The sequence below is a fragment of the Pectobacterium versatile genome (genome assembly GCF_020166435.1).
Classification (GTDB): domain Bacteria; phylum Pseudomonadota; class Gammaproteobacteria; order Enterobacterales; family Enterobacteriaceae; genus Pectobacterium; species Pectobacterium versatile.
This window is the reverse complement of record NZ_JAINZP010000002.1, coordinates 288,625-308,086: the sequence shown is the minus strand read 5'-3', so window position 1 is coordinate 308,086 and position 19,462 is coordinate 288,625. Positions and strand designations below refer to the sequence as shown.

The 19,462-nt window shown below is 50.8% G+C and carries 15 protein-coding genes; 6 read left to right on the top strand and 9 right to left on the bottom strand.

Annotated features, from left to right (window positions below):
- Positions 1 to 285 precede the first annotated feature (285 nt).
- Both cirA and K7X24_RS04170 read left to right on the top strand, forming a co-directional pair.
- Positions 286 to 2,235: a catecholate siderophore receptor CirA gene (gene cirA, locus K7X24_RS04175; protein ID WP_224553162.1), complete on the top strand. Its 1,950-nt coding sequence runs from the start codon at positions 286 to 288 to the stop codon at positions 2,233 to 2,235.
- 380 nt (positions 2,236 to 2,615) lie between these two features.
- Positions 2,616 to 3,605, top strand: a complete 990-nt coding sequence (locus K7X24_RS04170) for a 2-hydroxyacid dehydrogenase (protein ID WP_224553160.1) — start codon at positions 2,616 to 2,618, stop codon at positions 3,603 to 3,605.
- A 586-nt stretch (positions 3,606 to 4,191) separates the two neighbouring features.
- On the opposite strand, the gene K7X24_RS04165 is transcribed toward K7X24_RS04170, so the two are convergent.
- Positions 4,192 to 5,112 (bottom strand): ABC transporter permease, encoded by a 921-nt coding sequence (locus K7X24_RS04165; protein ID WP_224553354.1) that lies wholly within the window; start codon positions 5,110 to 5,112, stop codon positions 4,192 to 4,194.
- A gap of 71 nt (positions 5,113 to 5,183) precedes the next feature.
- Entirely contained in the window at positions 5,184 to 6,695 is a 1,512-nt protein-coding gene (locus tag K7X24_RS04160; RefSeq protein ID WP_224553157.1) for a sugar ABC transporter ATP-binding protein, read from the bottom strand.
- 266 nt (positions 6,696 to 6,961) lie between these two features.
- Here K7X24_RS04160 and K7X24_RS04155 point away from each other — a divergent pair, with 266 nt between their 5' ends.
- Positions 6,962 to 8,050 carry an oxidoreductase gene (locus K7X24_RS04155; protein ID WP_224553155.1) on the top strand — a complete coding sequence of 363 codons (1,089 nt, stop codon included), beginning with the start codon at positions 6,962 to 6,964 and terminating at the stop codon, positions 8,048 to 8,050.
- A gap of 64 nt (positions 8,051 to 8,114) precedes the next feature.
- On the opposite strand, the gene K7X24_RS04150 is transcribed toward K7X24_RS04155, so the two are convergent.
- The 5 genes from K7X24_RS04150 to ptrR all read right to left on the bottom strand — a co-directional run bounded on the left by K7X24_RS04150 (position 8,115) and on the right by ptrR (position 12,395).
- Positions 8,115 to 8,327 (bottom strand): KTSC domain-containing protein, encoded by a 213-nt coding sequence (locus K7X24_RS04150; protein WP_224553153.1) that lies wholly within the window; start codon positions 8,325 to 8,327, stop codon positions 8,115 to 8,117.
- Positions 8,328 to 8,558: 231 nt separating this feature from the next.
- Entirely contained in the window at positions 8,559 to 9,203 is a 645-nt protein-coding gene (locus tag K7X24_RS04145; RefSeq protein ID WP_224553151.1) for a glutathione S-transferase, read from the bottom strand.
- Positions 9,204 to 9,384: 181 nt separating this feature from the next.
- Positions 9,385 to 10,227 carry an S-formylglutathione hydrolase gene (gene fghA / locus K7X24_RS04140; protein ID WP_318013121.1) on the bottom strand — a complete coding sequence of 281 codons (843 nt, stop codon included), beginning with the start codon at positions 10,225 to 10,227 and terminating at the stop codon, positions 9,385 to 9,387.
- Between the two features lie 42 nt (positions 10,228 to 10,269).
- Positions 10,270 to 11,391 carry an S-(hydroxymethyl)glutathione dehydrogenase/class III alcohol dehydrogenase gene (locus K7X24_RS04135; RefSeq protein ID WP_161529211.1) on the bottom strand — a complete coding sequence of 374 codons (1,122 nt, stop codon included), beginning with the start codon at positions 11,389 to 11,391 and terminating at the stop codon, positions 10,270 to 10,272.
- Between the two features lie 113 nt (positions 11,392 to 11,504).
- Entirely contained in the window at positions 11,505 to 12,395 is an 891-nt protein-coding gene (gene ptrR / locus K7X24_RS04130; protein WP_224553150.1) for a putrescine utilization regulator PtrR, read from the bottom strand.
- 701 nt (positions 12,396 to 13,096) lie between these two features.
- On the opposite strand from ptrR, the gene K7X24_RS04125 reads away from it, so the two are divergent.
- The 3 genes from K7X24_RS04125 to yeiB all read left to right on the top strand — a co-directional run bounded on the left by K7X24_RS04125 (position 13,097) and on the right by yeiB (position 17,073).
- Positions 13,097 to 14,779, top strand: coding sequence for a methyl-accepting chemotaxis protein (locus K7X24_RS04125; protein WP_224553149.1), 1,683 nt, complete (start codon positions 13,097 to 13,099; stop codon positions 14,777 to 14,779).
- Between the two features lie 317 nt (positions 14,780 to 15,096).
- Entirely contained in the window at positions 15,097 to 15,759 is a 663-nt protein-coding gene (gene folE, locus K7X24_RS04120; protein WP_224553148.1) for a GTP cyclohydrolase I FolE, read from the top strand.
- Positions 15,760 to 15,897: 138 nt separating this feature from the next.
- A complete protein-coding gene (yeiB, locus tag K7X24_RS04115; protein ID WP_224553147.1) occupies positions 15,898 to 17,073 on the top strand; it encodes a DUF418 domain-containing protein YeiB in 1,176 nt (391 codons plus the stop codon).
- Between the two features lie 9 nt (positions 17,074 to 17,082).
- Here yeiB and sanA read toward each other — a convergent pair whose 3' ends face one another.
- Complete coding sequence (sanA, locus tag K7X24_RS04110; RefSeq protein ID WP_224553146.1) at positions 17,083 to 17,862, bottom strand: outer membrane permeability protein SanA; 780 nt, start codon at positions 17,860 to 17,862, stop codon at positions 17,083 to 17,085.
- A 182-nt stretch (positions 17,863 to 18,044) separates the two neighbouring features.
- The gene (rimO, locus tag K7X24_RS04105; RefSeq protein WP_224553145.1) at positions 18,045 to 19,358 is read right to left on the bottom strand and encodes a 30S ribosomal protein S12 methylthiotransferase RimO; all 1,314 of its coding nucleotides are present in this window, start codon (positions 19,356 to 19,358) and stop codon (positions 18,045 to 18,047) included.
- Between the last annotated feature and the right edge of the window lie 104 nt (positions 19,359 to 19,462).

The window sequence follows — 19,462 nt, the reverse complement described above, 5'->3', positions numbered from 1 at the left end:
GTTTTTTTCTGTTTCAGCGCTGCTCTCCATGTTTCCCCTCATCTTGATATGTTTATTTAAATCAAATTTATTCACCTTTATTTGTCGGGTCATTTCCCATTAACTCGATTTGATAATTATTTTTTAAATTTAATATGTTGTTTTATATGGATAAATAATAAAATTCTCTTATTTTTATTGCGTATGTAAATGATTTTAATTTTCATTTACAATTTACTCTTGCCCATTACAATGTGTTAGACAAAAAAATTCAATGTAAATAATTCGTTTTGAGGACACTGACGCATGGCAATAAATATAAGAAAATCGGTGGCATGGGCGCTGGTATCGATCGCGTCTTCATCGGCAATAGCTGCTGGTCAAGAAGATGTTGTTGTCGTAACTGCTTCTGCAACCGAGCAAAATCTAAAAGATGCACCAGCGAGCATCAGCGTAATTACCCAAGACGATTTAAAAAAGAAACCGGTGCAGAACCTGAAAGATGTGCTGAAGGATGTGCCCGGCATACAGCTAACTAATGAAGCGGATAATCGTAAAGGTGTAAGCATTCGTGGGCTGGGTAGCGAATACACGTTAATTTTAATTGATGGTAAACGCGTTAGTTCGCGAACAGCGGTATTCCGTCATAACGACTTCGATCTCAACTGGATACCGGTTGATGCTATTGAACGTATTGAGGTTGTGCGTGGGCCTATGTCATCACTCTATGGTTCAGATGCGCTCGGCGGCGTAGTGAATATTATCACACGTAAAGTTGGAAAAGCTTGGCATGGAACCGTCAGCGTTGACAGCACTGTTCAGGAACATCGCGATCGTGGAGATAGCTATAACGGTAATTTTTTTACCAGCGGGCCGCTGGTTGACGATGTGTTGGGCGTGAAAATGTATGGCAATCTCGGGAAACGAGAGAAAGATGATGCACAGCGTTCATCAACCGCGCAAGGTGGAACGGCAGGCCGAATTGAAGGCTATACCAATCGTAATGGCAACGTAGAATTTGCGTTAGTGCCCGCTGAAAATCAAGATATGACTTTGGGTTACGGCTACGATCGCCAAGATCGCGATTCTGACTCTCTGAATAAAAACCGATTGGATCGTAAAAACTATTCGGTTGGGCATAACGGAAAGTGGGATTTTGGGAATACCGAAATACGTCTGTATGGCGATAAAATCGACAATTATAATGAAAGACTGATTACGGCGAAGAATAATTCCGTCGATGGTAAAGTCGTGCTACCGCTGAGCAGTATTAACCAGATGCTGACATTCGGCGGAGAATGGCGGCAAGAGAAACTGCAGGATAGCGTAAACCTGACGGGTTCGGGGCACAGCGCAGCCACACAGCGTGCGTTGTTCGTTGAAAATGAGTGGAGAATCTTTGAACCGTTGGCGTTAACGACAGGGATCCGTATGGACGATCACCAAAAGTATGGCGATCACTGGAGCCCGCGTGTTTATCTGGTTTATAACGCGACGGATACCGTTACGCTGAAAGGGGGGTGGGCTAATGCATTCAAAGCCCCTTCCTTATTACAGCTTAGCCCTGAGTGGCAGACTGGGTCATGCCGAGGTGATTGCCAGGTCATTGGGAATCCGAACCTCAAGCCTGAGACCAGCGAAAATGTTGAACTAGGCATTTATTACGCAGGTGAAGAGGGGTGGCTTGAAGGCATTAATGCCAGCCTGACTGTGTTCCAAAATGATGTTAACGACATGATTACAGTTAATCGCACACGTAGCGTCACTGAAGCACAATCCTACCCGAACTATGCGGGTTTAACGAGCGATGGTAAACCTATTTTCCGTTATTACAACGTTAATAAAGCACGCGTGAGAGGAGTGGAAACCGAGCTAAAAGTACCCGTTAGTGAGCAGGTAAATCTGACGCTGAATTACACTTATAACGATGGGCGCGATTTAAGTAGTGGGGCTAGCAAGCCATTAAGTTCACTGCCGCTGCATACTGCCAATAGCTCACTTGATTGGAAGCCTGTTGACGATTGGTCTTTCTATCTGTCGGCGAACTATTCAGGTCAGCGCAGAGCGACAACCAGCACCAGTAAAACCTCGGGTGGATACACTCTATGGGACATTGGCACTGCTTACCAAATGACGAAAGCGATCAAATGGCGTGCGGGCGTTCAGAACCTTATGGACAAAGATTTAAACTATGACGACTACAGCTTTAACGAAGAAGGTCGCCGTTACTTTATAGCTATGGATTATACTTTCTGATAGCTGCTCTTGATACGGGCTTACCGCCCGTATCATTTTCTCTTTTCTTCATTGTTCCTTCCTGTGCTGCTTCGTGATTAAAAACCTTGGTAAAAATGAATTAGTCATTCAGCCATATTGTTTTTGTGATATTTCTGAATATCGTGGCTAACAATGTCGATGAATGAAATTCATTATATTAGGTATTGTTAATTGCTTTAATGCTGACTACGCTTCACGTTACGGAGTGATGGATTTCCAATGAGGCAGGAAGTGTAACGTTATTAATACGTTCGTTGTCTTGTGTCATACAGAGAATTTAATTCATTATTTTTGTATGAGAATACCTGTCGTGATTGCCGACCGCAGAGCCTTTGATATCTGCAAGCGGAAATCAGTGTATGAATAGCAACCAGGGCACGATGATGTTAAAAATTACCTTTTTGGATAAAGGCTCACTGCCTGAAACCATTTTCCTGAAAAAGACGAGTTTTAGGCGTCCACAGTGCCACCATGAATGGGTTGAATATAACTATACCTCGCCTGATCACGTTATCGCCCGAGCAAAAGACACCCACATTATCATCACGAATAAAGCCCTATTAACGCGAGACACCTTGGCTGCGTTGCCTGCGTTGAAGTTGATTGCTGTAACGGCAACAGGCACTGACAATATCGATCTTGTTGCTGCTAAAGAACTGGGTATCACGGTCAAAAATGTACCGGGCTACTCGACGCAAGCCGTATCCGAGCACGTGATTGCCATGATTTTTGCGCTAAAGCACAGCCTGATGGCGTGGTATCGCGATCAACTGAGTGACCGCTGGGCCAGCCAGTCGCAATTTGCTTATTTTGATCATCCAGTTAAGGACATTGCAGGCGCTACACTGGGCATCATCGGCGCGGGGACGATTGGGCGAGAAGTCGCGCGGCTGGCGCAGGCGCTGGGGATGAAGGTGATTTTTGCCGAGCGCAGAGGTGTCTCACAGTGTCGCGCTGGGTATCTGCCATTTGAAGAGGTTCTGCGGTTAGCGAATGTGATTTCACTCAACTGCCCACTGAATGAGAGCACGCAGCATCTGATTAATGCAGAGACGCTTGCCCTGTGTAAGCCCACCGCGTTTATTATTAACACCGCCAGAGGCGGGTTGATTGATGAGCGCGCACTGGCAGAGGCATTACAGCAGCGCGCCATTGCCGGTGCCGCGCTAGACTGCCTGACACAGGAACCGCCAGCAAAAGACAACCCATTAATGGTTGCGGCGAAAACCCTGCCTAATCTTCTGATTACTCCGCATATCTCCTGGACTTCCGCCTCATCGTTGCAGTTGTTGATGGAAAAGACGATTGAAAATATTGATGAGTATGCTCAGCAGAATGGATACAAATAAGCTGTAATTTGATTTCGCCGGGTATGAAGGAATATTGCCCGGCAGAGGTATTATGATATTCATCAATTTTAATTGATTATCAAAATTGAATGTTTCATCGGGTTGAGTCTTTCATGGTCGATTATCTATTCCGTTCTCGCTATATCGACAGGGAATGAGCACGGCGCATGTCAGACCTAAAGCGAAAACATTATTATTTGTGATTGTTCCGAATGCCCTCTTGGTTATGTGAGGGAATATTTATTTCTTAATAATAACGGAAGTAAATAATAGAGTGAATGCAGTGATATTTTTCGGCAGTAAGACGTCGATGAATGAGAAAAGGCATATACCCGTCATACTTCAAGTTGCATGTGCGTTGGCTGCGCTCAAATACTCGGCCCATAGTGGGCCTCGCCCTAAAGGGCCGCTGCAAGCAGCGTTCAAATCTGCTCCCGGCAGATTTGTCACCCGAGCTCTGCGTTGTTCAAACGTTAACGTTTGTCCTGAAACTCGAATTATTTAGGGTATAGATGGACGGTATTGTAAATCCGCCCCGAATCAGTTGGACGGGGCGGAGGTGAGACGTTACTGAAAACTATAGCTATTAGCGTTTCTGGATATACGTCATGGCTAGCGCGAGTGCCAGAACCAGACCTTTGATGATATCCATCGCGTAATAAGGCACGGAGAGCATCACCAGCCCATTCTGCAAGACACCAAGAATAACGGCACCGAGCAGCGTACCCAGCGCGTTCGGCTTGCCAGATCCCGCCAGCGAGAAACCGATGTAGGCCGCGGCAACGGCATCCATCAAATAGCCGCCCCCGGCATTGACCTGCGAAGAGCCGATGCGTGATGCCAGTAAGATACCGCCTAACGCCGCGAGCAGTGAGGAAAACACGTACGCCTGTACCCGATAACGTGCCGTGCGAATGCCCGCCAGCCGCGCGGCTTCTGGGTTGCCGCCGATGGCATACATCCGGCGGCCGTGCTTGGTGAGGGACAGATACAGCTGCACCAGTACCGTAACAGCCAGCATGATGACAACAATAACCGGCACCTGGCCCAGCGTGGCAAAGAATTCAGGAATGATGCCTTCCGCCATTTCGCCACTCGGCAGCACCATGTTCTGCGTGATGGAACCGCCGTAGCTGTAGGTCATCGCCACGCCCTGAATGACGAACAAACTGGCGAGCGTCGCCAGCATATCGGGAATCTTCAGCACGACGATGAGGAAGGCGTTGAATAGCCCGACCAACGTACATAGCAGCAGCGTCAGGACAATCGCGCCAGTAGTGCCAAATCCATGCCAGACGAAAAGCGAGATAACCAACGCATTAGCTAACGAGGCCGTCGATCCTACGGAAAGGTCGAATCCGCCCACTGACAGCGAAATAGAGACGCCAATGGCAATCACCGTAACGATGGCGATAGAACGCAGAATATTGATGATGTTATACGGGTCGAGAAAGTTGTCCGACGCCAGCCCAAAGAGAGCAATCAACGCAACAACCGTGAGCAGCATGCCCCACTTATAGAGAAACTCGAAAACGTGGTGACGGAAGGGGAGCGCCCCGTTAGATGAAAGTGGGTGACTCACGCGGGAGTTCCTCCAGTTGAATATAAAAGTAGGGTTTCTTCGTCAATCTCAGCGGCATTCAGCTCTGCGACAATGCGGCCATCCCATAGCACGCAGATGCGATCGCAGAGCCCGACCAGTTCAGAGAACTCGCCCGACGCATAAATAATGCCTTTACCCTGACGAGCGAGGCCGTCAATCAGGGTGAACAAGTCCTGTTTGGCCTTGATATCAACGCCTTTGGTGGGTTCGTCAAAAATCAAAACCTGTGCTTCGCTGCGTAGCCACTTGCCGATAGCCACTTTCTGCTGATTCCCGCCCGACAGACGCGCCAGCTTTTGCACCGGACCGGTGGTGCGAACCGCCAGCCGTTCAACGATCTGTTTTGCCCAGCCCAAAGCCTTGCGACGGCTGAACAGGCCCCAGCGTGAAAAGCTATCGGTGGCGGTGATACTGAGATTCATGGTGACGGATTCATCAATAAAAATGCCTTCTTTGCGCCGCTCTTCAGGAACCAGCGCCAGACCCTGTTCGACGGACTGGTGCGGTGAATGCGGCCGCCAGGGTTTACCACGGTATTCACCCTGTGCGATCTGGCAGGGCTCTGCGCCGAACAGCGCTTTACACAGCTCGGTTTTCCCCGCGCCAGCCAGCCCGGCAATGCCCAGGATTTCCCCTTTGCGCAGCGTGAGAGAAATATTGTGCAGCAGCGTTTCGTCGTGTAAACCGGTGACCTGAAGCAGCGTTTCTGCGGAAGGGGTTGTTCGGCGTGGCGGGAAGATATCGTCGAGCCGATGCCCCAGCATTCTCTCTACAATCTCTTCGCCGCTGAGCCCCTGCATCGCACCGCTGCTGACAAACTCGCCGTCACGCAGAACGGTCAACGTATCGCAGATTTCGCTCAGCTCATGAATACGGTGGGAAATAAACACGATCCCGATGCCATCAGCCTGTAAACGGCGTACCACCTCAAAGAGGCGCGCGCTTTCGGCCTGATCCAACGGGGCGGTGGGTTCATCTAAAATCAGGAAGCGACATTCGTGGGATAACGCGCGGGCGAGCAGAATTTGCTGTTTCTCCGCGAGCGAGCAGGTATCTAGCCGTTGGCGAACATTGAGGTGAACGCCAAGCTGATCAAGTAGCGCCTGCGCCTGACGATAGATCTGCGGCCAACTCAGCAGATGTCCGTCCTGCGCCAGCGTATCCAACATAATGTTTTCCGCCACGGACAGCGTAGGAACCAGCGCGACATCGACTTCCTGTTGCACCAGATGAATGCCGTATCGCTTGGCATCACGCGGTGAATGAACGTCGACCTGCTTACCATTAATCAGAATATCGCCCTGATAGTGATCGTAAGCGCCTGATAAGATCGTCATGAGCGTGGATTTACCCGCGCCGTTTGCGCCAGTCAGGGCATGAATCGAACCACCTTCCAGTGTGAAATTAACCTGCTTGAGGGCGTGGAAACCAGAAAAGGAGATGGAAATGTTGTGCATTTCCAGTCGGCTTTGGGAGGTAGGAATCATGGTCGGTAACGCTCTTGGCGGTCAAGGTCATGAAATAACGGAAAAGAAAGGTAGCACATATCCCAGAGAATTTAATACAGCTTCAAGTGTTTGAGAGTTATTGGCTATGAACGAAAAGGCATAAATTAAATAAAAAAGTTCTTAAGCTGGTGCCGGCAAGTGAATAAGATGGGTTTATCAATAGGGTAGCGCAGCAGATTCATCTATCAGACAAACATAGTATAAGAGCCGTGTTCAAGAGAGGGCGCGGCGAGGAAGATTCAAACATGCATACAACGACAGTCCGCGTACAGGTTGGCCCTGCCAACTATTTCTCTTTCTCTGGCGCTATCGATAAGCTGCTGGAATTTTATCCACCGGACGTGCTGAAAAACGCGCTGTGGATCTACGGCGAGCGGGCAATTGCTGCGGCGCGACCGTATTTACCGGCAGAATTTGATGCACCTTCAGCCCGCCGCGTTCAGTTTGGCGCGCATTGTAGCGAAGGAGAAGTTGCAAAACTGGTGGCGCAAGCGGGTGATGAGTGCCAGGTTGTCATTGGCGTCGGCGGCGGAGCGGTGTTGGATACCGCGAAGGTCGCCGCGCGTCATATTGGCGTGCCGCTGGTGGCGATTCCGACTATTGCAGCGACCTGTGCGGCCTGGACGCCGCTGTCCGTGTGGTATAACGATGCCGGGCAGGCGTTGCGTTTCGAGATTTTCACTGATGCTAACCATCTGGTGCTGGTGGAACCACGGATTATTTTGGCGGCACCGGTGGAATATCTGCTGGCTGGCGTCGGTGATACGCTGGCGAAGTGGTATGAAGCTGTCGTTCTCAGCCCACAGCCAGAAACGCTGCCGCTTTCTGTTCGTCTGGGCTTACAGGCCGCGCTGGATATCCGCAACGTATTGCTGCAACAAAGTGCCGCTGCGCTGGAAGCTGTCGAGCGTGGTGAATTGACGCAGGATTTTCTGGATGTGGTGGATGCGATCATTGCTGGCGGTGGCATGGTTGGCGGGTTGGGTGAGCGCTATACCCGCGTGGCCGCGGCGCATACGGTTCATAACGGTTTAACGGTGTTGCCGCAAACCGAACGCTTCCTGCACGGCACCAAAGTGGCTTATGGCATTCTGGTGCAAAGTGCCTTACTGGGTGACAACGACACATTGATCCAGTTGAAAGCGGCGTTCAAGGCGTTTGGTTTACCTACATCGCTGGCTGAGTTGGATGTGGATATTCACGATCGCGCTGCGCTTCAGGCCGTGATTGCTCGCACCTTGCAGGCGGGAGAATCTATTCATTATCTGCCGCTGACACTCAATGAAGAGGTCTTGCTGGCGGCGTTTAACGCCGTTGAGTCTACCGAGAAATAAACGAATGGAAAGAGAAGAGCGGAGAGTATTCTCCGCCCTAAACACGGTTTTTTATCTTTAAGGACTACTGCGTTTTCTCGTAGGGGAATGAATTTTTGATAAAGCTGGCGTAGTAACGGTACTTCGTCTTGCTTGCCATCAGCTCTTCATAAATCATGCGTGCTACGCCGCTGTAGAGATAGATGCTCCCGTTCAGCAACTCGATTTCTAACTGACTTTTTTCTGCATCGTATCCGACGGAAAACAACTCTGTTGATGAAACTCGTTTTCTCTGCAAAATTAATCACTCCCAACGTATCAATACCGCATCCTGACGATATACCACTTTTCGAGTTTTCTACCCATATCGTGTTATGGTTCGAAATATATCGGGGTTAAACAGCAGCATATCTTTATTCGATCATGAATAATCAGTAAACGCTCACAGAATTCCTGCTCTGTCGCTTATCAAGCGGTTTTGTCATACATCCTCGACAGTCTACTGACGTTGAAGGATGCTCTGAGCCCCTTAGTCCTGTGTGAGAGCCTGTTGATAACTCGGCTGACTTTCTGCCCGTGCAATGTATTGCTGAATATGCGGGTAGTGGCTGAGGTCCAGACGCGCTTTCGCCAAAATCAGCGGCACAGCCATTTGTATATCGGCACCGCTGAGCGACTCTCCCGCAAACCAATCTTGTTTAGTTAAATGCTGTTCGATGAACTGAAGTTGTGTCGTCAGCCGCGGCACAATAAAGGCCTGCTCGATACGTTGTACAATTTTGCGCGCGACAGGGCGGATGAAAAACGGCATCGGTGCGGACTCTGTCTTCGCCAATACTAAACGCATCACCAGCAGCGGCATGAGGGAACCTTCGGCAAAATGCAGCCAGAAGCGATAATCCAGCAGGGCTTGCCCGCTCTGTGGACGGAGCCTACCGTTGCCGTAAGTCTCAATCAGGTATTCCACAATGGCTCCGGATTCGGCAATCGTCAGCTCGCCATCGGTAATCACCGGCGATTTCCCTAGCGGGTGAATCTGCTTGAGCGACGCAGGGGCGCTAAACGTTTTTGGGTCACGGGCGTAGCGAATGATTTCATAGTCAACGCCCAGTTCTTCCAGTAGCCAGGTCGCGCGGGTTGAGCGAGATTTTTCGAGGTGATGAACGTATATCATCAAGATTTCCTTTTTATTTGTCTTGGTTCCGTTATTCAGTACGGTGCAGGTGTGTGATTGTTTTACTGAGATTTGCTGTAACAGGGAAGTGATAACCGCACTCGGGAGATATCCCCCGAGTGCGGTTATCAGCTAGATGAGCATAGCCCATTATTCGTATCGCGATTATGCATACAACTATTTATGCGTACAAATAGTGGGCGTGGAAGCGCAGGTGATCTTCGATGAAGCTAGCAATGAAGGAATAGCTGTGGTCATAGCCGGACTGTGTCCGCAGCGTCAGCGGCCAGTCATACTGGCTTGCCAACGCTTCCAGTTTCGCCGGTTGCAGCTGATCGGGGAGGAACTGATCGCAATCGCCCTGATCGACCAGCATGGGCAGCTTCTTCTGGCTATTCGCCAGCAAATGGCAGCTGTCATACTGCAACCACTGTGTTTCATCCTCGCCGAGGTAGGCGGTAAGCGCCTTGCGCCCCCACGGAACCTGACTGGGGTTAGTGATCGGTGCGAACGCCGACGCAGACAGGAATTGGTCTGGGTTGCGTAGCGCCAGCATCAGTGCGCCGTGCCCGCCCATTGAATGCCCACTGATGGACTGACGGCTATTCACGTTAAAATGTTGCTGGATCAGCGCGGGTAATTCGCTGCTGATATAGTCATACATCCGGTAGTGTGCCGCCCAAGGTGCCTGCGTGGCATTCACGTAGAATCCCGCACCCTGACCCAGATCGTACCCTGCATCGTCTGCTACGCCATCGCCGCGCGGGCTGGTGTCCGGCATGACCAGCACCAGACCTAGCTCGGAGGCAACGCGCTGCGCACCGGCTTTCGTCGTAAAATTTTCGTCATTGCAGGTTAACCCAGACAGCCAGTAAAGCACGGGCGGCGGCGTGTCATCCTGTGTCGGTGGCAGATAAATGCTGAACGTCATGGTGGTGTTCAGCGTTTCTGACACATGGCGGTAGCGCTGTTGCCAGCCGCCAAACATACGGTGTTCTTCCAGCAGTTCCAGTGATGAATTCATCGCTGTACAGCCTCCTTTATTCTGTTCCTGACAGTGGTGCAATTAACCGAAATGAATCACTGAGCGAATCGATTTGCCTTCATGCATTAAATCGAATGCCGTGTTGATGTCGTCCAGTCCCATGGTGTGGGTGATGAAGTCATTCAGCGGGAATTCGCCTTTCAGGTAACGATCGACAATACCTGGCAGCTCGCTACGGCCTTTCACGCCGCCGAAGGCAGAACCGCGCCATACGCGACCAGTGACCAGTTGGAACGGACGGGTTGCGATTTCTTCGCCAGCGCCTGCCACACCGATAATGATGGATTCACCCCAGCCTTTATGACAGCACTCTAGCGCGGAACGCATGACATTGACGTTACCGATACACTCGAAGGAAAAGTCCACGCCGCCATCGGTCAATTCAACGATGACGTCCTGAATCGGCTTATCGTAATCTTTCGGGTTGATCAGATCGGTCGCACCCAGTTTACGTGCCAGGTCGAATTTGCTGGTGTTGAGATCGATACCGATGATGCGTCCGGCACCTGCCATTTGTGCACCGATAATCGCTGACAAACCAATGCCGCCGAGGCCGAAAATCGCAACCGTATCGCCCGCTTTCACTTTTGCGGTATTCAGCACGGCACCCATCCCGGTGGTGACGCCACAGCCCAATAGGCAGACCTCTTCCAGCGGCGCTTCTTTATTCACTTTCGCCAGCGAAATTTCAGGCACGACGGTGTGCTCTGCGAAGGTGGATGTGCCCATGTAATGGAAAATCGGCTGGCCGTTTTTAGAGAAGCGAGTGGTGCCGTCCGGCATCAGGCCTTTGCCCTGCGTGGAGCGAATAGCCTGACACAGGTTGGTTTTGCCAGAGCGACAGAATTTACATTCGCCACATTCTGGGGTGTAAAGCGGAATAACGTGATCGCCGACGGCAACGCTGGTTACGCCTTCCCCAATTGCTTCCACAATCCCGCCGCCTTCATGGCCAAGAATCGCTGGGAACACGCCTTCAGGATCTTTGCCAGACAGCGTATAGGCATCCGTGTGGCATACGCCGGTTGCGACGATGCGCACCAACACTTCACCTTTCTGCGGTGGCATCAGATCCACTTCTTCAACCGACAGTGGCTGGTTTGGACCCCAAGCGATGGCGGCGCGGGTTTTAATCATTTGCATGGTGGTGACTCCTAATGGCATTCCGTTATGGGTAGTAAATTGAATGACAGGACGTGGCATTGATCGCTGTGTCGTCCTCTCTTGAAAAGGGTCGTTCATGGAAAATAATGGGCTCATTCCGACTGATCGGGTGGTTCAATAATGCTGCACTGTTCAATAATGAGCTTTTTAAGCGCCTCGACATTAGGGCCGAAGGCATCGCGTCGCCAGACGAGCCAGGTGGACGCGGCGGCGATATCGGACGGTAATTCATGTACCTGAACACGCGTGCCTGCGGGCAGTGATTCGAGGACGGCATACGGGAGCATGGCCAGCCCGGCGCCGCTGGCGACACAGGCAAGCATGGCATGGTATGAGTGGATTTCCATGATGGTACTGGGTACGACGCCATCCTGCCGGAACCAGTTCTCAAGGCGCTTTCTATAAGAACAGCTGGGGCGGAAAGCAAACAGGGTATCATTGCTGGCATCCCGTGCATGGGTAATCGGGGCGTGTGCAGGGTCAGATATCAGCACTAACCGTTCAGCAAAACACGAACACCCATTCAGCTCATCGTAAACAACGGGGCCGTCCACTAACGCGGCTGCCAGCGTTCCCGCCCGCACGCGTTCAATGATTTCCCCTGATGTACCAGTATTCAGGGACAGCGAAACGTTGGGGTAACGCTGATGATAAGCTGCCAATAGCGTAGGCAAACGGGTTGCTGCGGTGCTTTCCATCGAACCGAGCGCGAAATTACCGGCGGGTTCACCCGTGCGCGTCATGCTGATCGCTTCTTCGCTAAGTGCCAGAATGCGCTGCGCATAACATAAGAAATTGTGCCCAATAGGGGACAGGCGCAGGCGCTGTTTCTCACGGATGAACAGATCGGTGCCCAGTTCCAGTTCCAACTGGCGCAACCGCGTGGTCAGATTGGAGGGTACCCGATGAAGCTGCTCTGCGGCGCGCGCGACGGAGCCCGTTTCGGCGACGAGACAGAACATGCGGAGCTGGGTCAAATCCATATTTTTCTCTTTTCGTAATGAACTGGTGTTCGATTATTCATTTTTTGTGAAGTGTAGCGGCAAGCTGCGCATTTCGCAACTGGCTTACGCCACACTAACGTGAACGCAACATAAACCCAGCGCGATGAGATGTGCTCGGAATGATGAAAATGACGGGCGTAATTATCATCAGGATTAATATTCGAACGGAAAAAGAGAAAAAAGCGATAAAATGATCGCGGCCGGAATTAATAGCATCACAATCAACTATTGCTGTGAATAGGACATATTTTCTAATGAATAGGGCAGAATGAAAAAAATAAGAATAATCACAGAAAAATAAATCCGTATTTTCCCTGACGCAATAGCGAAGGCGTAAAAATAAATAGATAATTAAAATAAACAGTTAAATGTACATGTAAATTGTTGTATCAGAGCAATAGCCAAAAACTATCGCAATTCTTCATTTTTATCGCATTTGTTGATGTAACGGCGTAAAGTGCCCGCCTAAAGTGCCGATAATGTTAATGTATGGTAGGAATATCTTATCGTTATTGTAAGGAAGTGTATCTTTTGGTCATTAAAGGAAAATAACTCTAACTAATGAGAGCCTCTGCTCTTCATTAAATGACGTAACACCCGGCGTATTTCCAATTAAAAATGTGCGGCTATCTTGCAGAAAGCGCAGAGGAAAATCGCCAGATAATTTATAGGAGTCTTCTGTGAATTTTTTAAAAAATATCACCATCAGGGCAATGCTTTTAACAATATTGGGTCTGTTTCTGGCTGTATGGGGGGGGGCGTCTTTCTTTACCACTACCTCACTAAGCAGCATGACTACACTATTGGAGTCCGGCGAAACTCAGCGTAAAAACGTAGAGATGCTGGTGAAAGGCAATGACCAGTATTTTCGTACGGTTACTCGCTTGTTACGTTCTATGGATTTCCAGCAAACCGGTGAAACTGCGGAAGCAGAAAAAGTATTCACGTCTGCGACAGCGGCGTTTAAAAATACGTCAGAACAACTGGCCGCGTTTAAAGCCGTTGGGCATATCGGTGTCGATAAAGAAACGGCAGACAATATGATCGCGACGTGGACCCAACTTCTGGATAATGGGTTAACGCCGATGCTGAGTGCCGCGCGTGATAATCGTCATGAAGAATTCCGTCAGCTTTTCCGTAAAACGTACCCGCCACTGAGCGTAGCGTTTGGCAGTAGTATGGAGAAATACCAGACTGCGATCTTCTCGTCATCAGAGATATCAATGAATGAGGTCTACAGTCTGGTTGACTGGAGTAATTATATCCTGCTGGGGGCGGCGGTTCTTGGGTTGCTTATCCTACTATTGACGGATCGCTACCTGGTCCACTATCTGGTCAAGCCGTTGAATATGATCAAAGGGTATTTTCAAGTGCTGGCTGCTGGGCAGCTTGGTCACCCGCTTGAAGAGTTTGGCCGCAACTGTGCTGGACAGTTGATTCCTTACCTGAAAGAGGTTCAGGGGAGCCTGGTGAATACCGTTTCCATCATTCGTGACAGTTCGGCATCGATTCATCAAGGTTCAAGTGAAATCAGAAGCGGTAATAACGATCTGTCTGCGCGCACCGAGCAGCAGGCTGCCGCCCTAGAGCAGACAGCCGCTAGCATGGAAGAGTTGAGCGCGACGGTGAAACAGAATGCCGATAACGTCCATCAAGCCACTAAACTGGCGCAGGAAGCCTCCGTTGCGGCGAAGAAAGGCGGCGACGTCACGGCAGATGTGATGGCAACAATGGCGAGTATTACGACCAGTTCGAAGAAAATTGCCGACATCACCAGCGTGATCAACGGTATTGCTTTCCAGACCAACATTCTGGCACTGAATGCGGCAGTCGAAGCCGCCAGAGCCGGTGAGCAAGGCCGTGGCTTTGCGGTCGTCGCGGGTGAAGTTCGTAATCTGGCACAGCGCAGTGCTCAGGCGGCGAAAGAAATTGAAAGTCTGATCACCGAATCGGTTACCCGCGTCAACATGGGGTCAAATCAGGTCACACAAACCGGCGAAGCGATGGATTCCATCATTTCTGCCATTACTCGTGTGAACGATCTAATGGGCGAAATCGCATCGGCATCGGATGAACAGAGCCGCGGTATTACCCAGATTGGTCAGGCCGTGACCGAAATGGATGGTGTCACACAGCAGAACTCCGCACTGGTACAGGAATCTGCCGCTGCTGCCGCATCGCTGGAAGATCAGGCTCGTCAGTTAACTGAAGCGGTATCGGTGTTCCAACTGTCGGGTTCAGAGGCACTTCGTCGTCCTCAGCAGCGTCTGGCGGAGAAAGCGCCAGCAACGCAAAAGCCGATGCTATTAGCGGCCGCTGGCGGTAAGAAGGGCAATGCTAACGACAACTGGGAAACCTTCTGATAATTTCATGACAAGCGGCGTCGGAATAGAGATGGCCGTAAAAATCGGGTGATTTATCGTTAAAAGCACTGGGGCTGTTTTCTCAGTGCTTTTTTGTTTATCGCTGAATATTTATTACTGAATATCGACTTTTCTATTCGCTCTGTGACCGCACACAGGCACAGCTGCTGCACCTGATAACTTGAATCTATTTCAACAATCATGACATACAATCGCTGGATAATCGTGACTCTCTCAACTAGAGTGTTGACGGCGCTAGGGTCTGACCAAGGCCATGACAGTGCGATAGATATAGTGACACCTGCAGGAGAATAATAATGTCATCACTAAGTAAAGAAGCCGTTATGGTGCATGAAGCGCTGCTGGCACGCGGTCTAGAAACGCCGCTGCGCGGGGCGTTGCTGGATCGAGATACGCGTAAGCAACGTATTGCCGAGCACATGACGGAAATTATGAATTTGCTGAGTCTCGATCTGGGCGATGACAGCTTGGCTGAAACACCGACTCGTATCGCCAAAATGTACGTTGATGAAATATTCTCCGGTTTGGACTACGCCAACTTCCCCAAAATCACCATCATTGAAAACAAAATGAAGGTTGATGAAATGGTTACCGTGCGGGACATCACCCTGACCAGCACCTGCGAGCACCACTTCGTGACGATCGATGGGAAAGCCACTGTGGCGTATATTCCGAAAGAGGGCGTTATCGGCTTGTCGAAGCTCAACCGAATCGTCCAGTTTTTCTCTCAGCGCCCTCAGGTGCAGGAGCGCTTAACTCAGCAGATTTTGGTCGCGCTGCAAACGTTGTTGGGAACAAACAATGTCGCGGTCTCGATTGATGCGGTGCACTACTGCGTGAAGGCGCGCGGCATTCGTGATGCGACCAGCGCCACGACTACGACATCGTTAGGCGGGCTGTTTAAATCCAGCCAGAACACGCGTCAGGAATTCTTGCGCGCGGTACGCCACCATAATTAAGCTATCTCTTATTGGCGATGATGAAGAAAATACACTTCGTCATCGTCAAATCGGTCATCGCCAAATCAGCAAGCCTCTTCGCTTTTCTCCCATCTGTGCATACAATCGCGACTTCGATGATTTGAAAATGTAATTTGTATGCCTTCTCACACTATACCGTCACCTCATTCACCATCCTCGCGGATCGTGGCGCTGGACTTCGCGCGCGGCATCGCTATTTTGGGTATTTTACTGCTGAATATTATGGCGTTTGGCTTACCGCATGCGGCATACCTGAACCCGGCCTGGCAGGGACAAACCACATTATCTGATGCTTTAACATGGGCAGCGATGGATCTGGTTGCGCAGGCGAAATTTCTGACGCTTTTCTCCCTTCTTTTTGGTGCGGGACTACAGCTGCTGCTGTCACGCGGGAAACACTGGGTACACGCACGCCTGTTCTGGCTGATGATTATCGGGGTGATTCATGCCATTTTCCTGTGGGATGGGGACATTTTGCTCGACTATGCGCTGATTGGACTGGTGTGTTACGGCATGATTCGTCACGCGGAGAGCAGCCGATTGTTAATGCGAATGGGGGCAATCCTCTATCTGGTGGGGATTGGTGTGCTGTTTGTACTGAGCCAGATTCTGAGTTTGCAGCCGGGGCACTTCTGGCTACCAGACATGGCAGATATCACTTATGAAGCCTACTGGCGGGCGTTAGGTGGCCCGGAAGCGTGGGGGAACCGTGTCGATCTGCTCATTGAAAGTCTGTTATCGCTGGGCGTGCAGTACGGCTGGCTGCTGGCAGGGTCGATGCTGCTAGGTGCAGGGTTGATGCGCAGCGGCTGGCTGAAAGGTGAGTTTAGTACGGCACATTATCGTAAGGTTGCGCTGTGGCTGATTCCGCTCGGTGTGGCAATTAACAGTATTGGCGTGGTGGGTCAGTGGCTGGTGGGTTGGGAATATCGCTGGAGCGGGCTGTTATTGCAGATTCCGCGTGAATTGAGTTCACCTTTGCAGGCGATAGGGTATCTGGCGCTGTGCTACGGCTTTTGGGCCATGCTGTGCCAATGGCGCATCACGTATTGGATTACGGATGTCGGGCGCATGGCGTTAACCAACTATTTGCTGCAAACGCTGATTTGTGTGGTGTTGTTTAATCAGCTTGGCCTGTTTATGGCGTTCAGCCGCCTGCAACTGCTGGCACTGGTTCCCGCTATTTGGATCGTCAATCTGGTCTTTTCTCACTACTGGCTGCGCTCTTTTCGTCAGGGGCCGCTCGAATGGCTATGGCGCAAACTCACCAATGCGATAGGGAAAACGGCGTAGAGAAAGACGTTACGGTGCGGCCTGCTCGTGGTGAGGTTCAGATTCGGGCTCGGGTTTTGCCAGTTGCTCCGGTTTAACCTGCTGCGCTGGCGCGGGAAGCACCTGTTCCGGCAGGACAGCAGGATAATCCGGAGCATCTTCTGGAATGGTATGCTCGGCAGGAATCGGCACCTGTGGCCCTAAAAAGCGCGGCTCGCGTTTAAGGATATACAGGTCGAACAGCGCGCCCAGACGAGCGCCAAATTCACGAACCCGCACCGTCATCATATTTTTCGGGGAAGGCACGGCGTAACACTGTGCCTGAATACCGAGATGCAGCGCGATGAAGAGCGCCCGTTCGCAGTGAAAACGCTGGGTGATGATGGTGAAATCGTTGGTATCAAACACCTTGCGCGTTCTGACGATGGAATCCAGCGTGCGGAACCCTGCATAGTCCAGCACGATATCCGAAGGCGGAACGCCTGCGGCGATCAAATCACGACGCATCGTCATCGGTTCATTGTAACTTTGTAGCGCGTTATCACCGCTTAATAGCAGATAGCTGACTTTACCGCTGTTATAAGCGTTAATCGTCCCTTGCATACGGAACAGGTAATACTGGTTGATCACGCCGGTACGGTAGTACTTTGCCGTTCCCAGTACGACGCCGACCTGACGTTTCGGCAAGGTCTGAAGCTCATCGTAAATAAATGGCGCGGTTTTCCAACTGATCCAACGATCGAGGGCAAAAGCAGAGAGCAGCAGCACGCCAATGAGGGCTAACAAACCGAATGTCAGGCGTTTCCACATGCTTATGCCTCAGGTAAGGCGAGTAGACTAATCATGCCTCAAGGCTACTTTACCTGACAGGGTGACGCAAGACGCAGGCGAGGAATGGGCGGTTTATTGATTGAATTTTCAGCGTTCGGGGCGAGATGGTGTAAAAATAAAACGCCAGCTTTTCGGGCGGAAGAGCTGGCGTGATAAGCGTATTAAACGCGGCTACCCCACAGATCGTACTCGTCTGCGTGTTCGACCTTCACCTTGACGATGTCACCGACTTTCACGCCGGTTTCGCCGTTCAGGTAAACTGCGCCGTCAATTTCAGGGGCGTCAGCCATGCTGCGGCCAATCGCGCCTTCTTCGTCGATTTCATCGATCAGCACCAGCACTTCACGGCCAATTTTATCCTGCAAACGCTGGGTGGAAATCGCCTGCTGAAGCTGCATGAAGCGGTGGAAACGCTCTTCTTTGACCTCTTCCGGCACCTGATCTGGCAATTCATTTGCCGCTGCGCCTTCGACCGGACTGAATTTAAAGCAGCCTACGCGGTCAAGCTTGGCTTCTTTCAGGAAGTCGAGCAGCATCTGGAAGTCTTCTTCCGTTTCGCCAGGGAAGCCGACAATAAAGGTAGAACGCAGCGTTAAGTCCGGGCAGATTTCACGCCAGCGCTTAATGCGCTCCAGCGTTCTTTCTACCGCACCCGGACGCTTCATCAGCTTGAGAATTTTCGGGCTGGCGTGCTGGAGCGGGATGTCCAGATAAGGCAGGATTTTGCCTTCCGCCATTAATGGAATGACATCGTCTACATGTGGGTAAGGGTAGACATAGTGCAGGCGTACCCACACGCCCAGCGACGCCAGTTGCTCACACAGGCTGGCCATACTGGTTTTGACCGGTTGACCATTCCAGAATCCCATACGCTGCTTCACATCCGCACCGTACGCTGAGGTATCCTGAGAAATCACCAGCAGCTCTTTTACCCCAGCATCAACCAGACGTTTTGCTTCATCCAACACCGAGCCGATTGGACGGCTGTCCAAATCGCCACGCATAGAAGGGATGATGCAGAACGTACAGCGGTGGTTACAGCCTTCTGAAATTTTCAGATAAGCATAATGGCGCGGCGTGAGTTTCACACCTTGCTCGGGAACCAGACTGGTAAACGGGTTGTGCGCCGGTTTAGGGACATATTGATGGACGTGTGACAGCACCTGCTCGTAGCTGTGCGGGCCGGTAATTTCCAGAACTTTTGGATGCACTTCGCGTATTTGGTTTTCTTTGGCACCCAGACAGCCCGTTACGATGACTTTACCGTTTTCATTCAGCGCTTCGCCGATGGCTTCCAGTGACTCTTGTACGGCGCTGTCAATAAAACCACAGGTATTGACGATCACCAGCTCAGCGTCGTCATAACGTGGGACGACCTGATAACCTTCAGTACGCAGTTCGGTCAGAATCCTCTCGGAGTCGACGAGGTTTTTCGGGCAACCGAGGGAAACAAAGCCGATACGTGGTTGTTGCATATTATTCGCTCACAAAATAAACAGAAAATAAAAACCGGAGGATTCTACACCATAGTTGATTATCCTTATAGTCAGTGGTGTAAAACTCAGCATTTTATCACTGC

What these genes read in the sequence shown, in the direction of transcription:
- cirA (WP_224553162.1), top strand. Translation starts at nt 286, where the DNA reads ATGGCAATAAATATAAGAAAATCGGTGGCATGGGCGCTGGTATCGATC.
- K7X24_RS04170 (WP_224553160.1), top strand. Translation starts at nt 2,616, where the DNA reads ATGAATAGCAACCAGGGCACGATGATGTTAAAAATTACCTTTTTGGAT.
- K7X24_RS04165 (WP_224553354.1), bottom strand. Translation starts at nt 5,112, where the DNA reads ATGCTGCTCACGGTTGTTGCGTTGATTGCTCTCTTTGGGCTGGCGTCG.
- K7X24_RS04160 (WP_224553157.1), bottom strand. Translation starts at nt 6,695, where the DNA reads ATGATTCCTACCTCCCAAAGCCGACTGGAAATGCACAACATTTCCATC.
- K7X24_RS04155 (WP_224553155.1), top strand. Translation starts at nt 6,962, where the DNA reads ATGCATACAACGACAGTCCGCGTACAGGTTGGCCCTGCCAACTATTTC.
- K7X24_RS04145 (WP_224553151.1), bottom strand. Translation starts at nt 9,203, where the DNA reads ATGATATACGTTCATCACCTCGAAAAATCTCGCTCAACCCGCGCGACC.
- fghA (WP_318013121.1), bottom strand. Translation starts at nt 10,227, where the DNA reads ATGAATTCATCACTGGAACTGCTGGAAGAACACCGTATGTTTGGCGGC.
- K7X24_RS04135 (WP_161529211.1), bottom strand. Translation starts at nt 11,391, where the DNA reads ATGCAAATGATTAAAACCCGCGCCGCCATCGCTTGGGGTCCAAACCAG.
- ptrR (WP_224553150.1), bottom strand. Translation starts at nt 12,395, where the DNA reads ATGGATTTGACCCAGCTCCGCATGTTCTGTCTCGTCGCCGAAACGGGC.
- folE (WP_224553148.1), top strand. Translation starts at nt 15,097, where the DNA reads ATGTCATCACTAAGTAAAGAAGCCGTTATGGTGCATGAAGCGCTGCTG.
- yeiB (WP_224553147.1), top strand. Translation starts at nt 15,898, where the DNA reads ATGCCTTCTCACACTATACCGTCACCTCATTCACCATCCTCGCGGATC.
- sanA (WP_224553146.1), bottom strand. Translation starts at nt 17,862, where the DNA reads ATGTGGAAACGCCTGACATTCGGTTTGTTAGCCCTCATTGGCGTGCTG.
- rimO (WP_224553145.1), bottom strand. Translation starts at nt 19,358, where the DNA reads ATGCAACAACCACGTATCGGCTTTGTTTCCCTCGGTTGCCCGAAAAAC.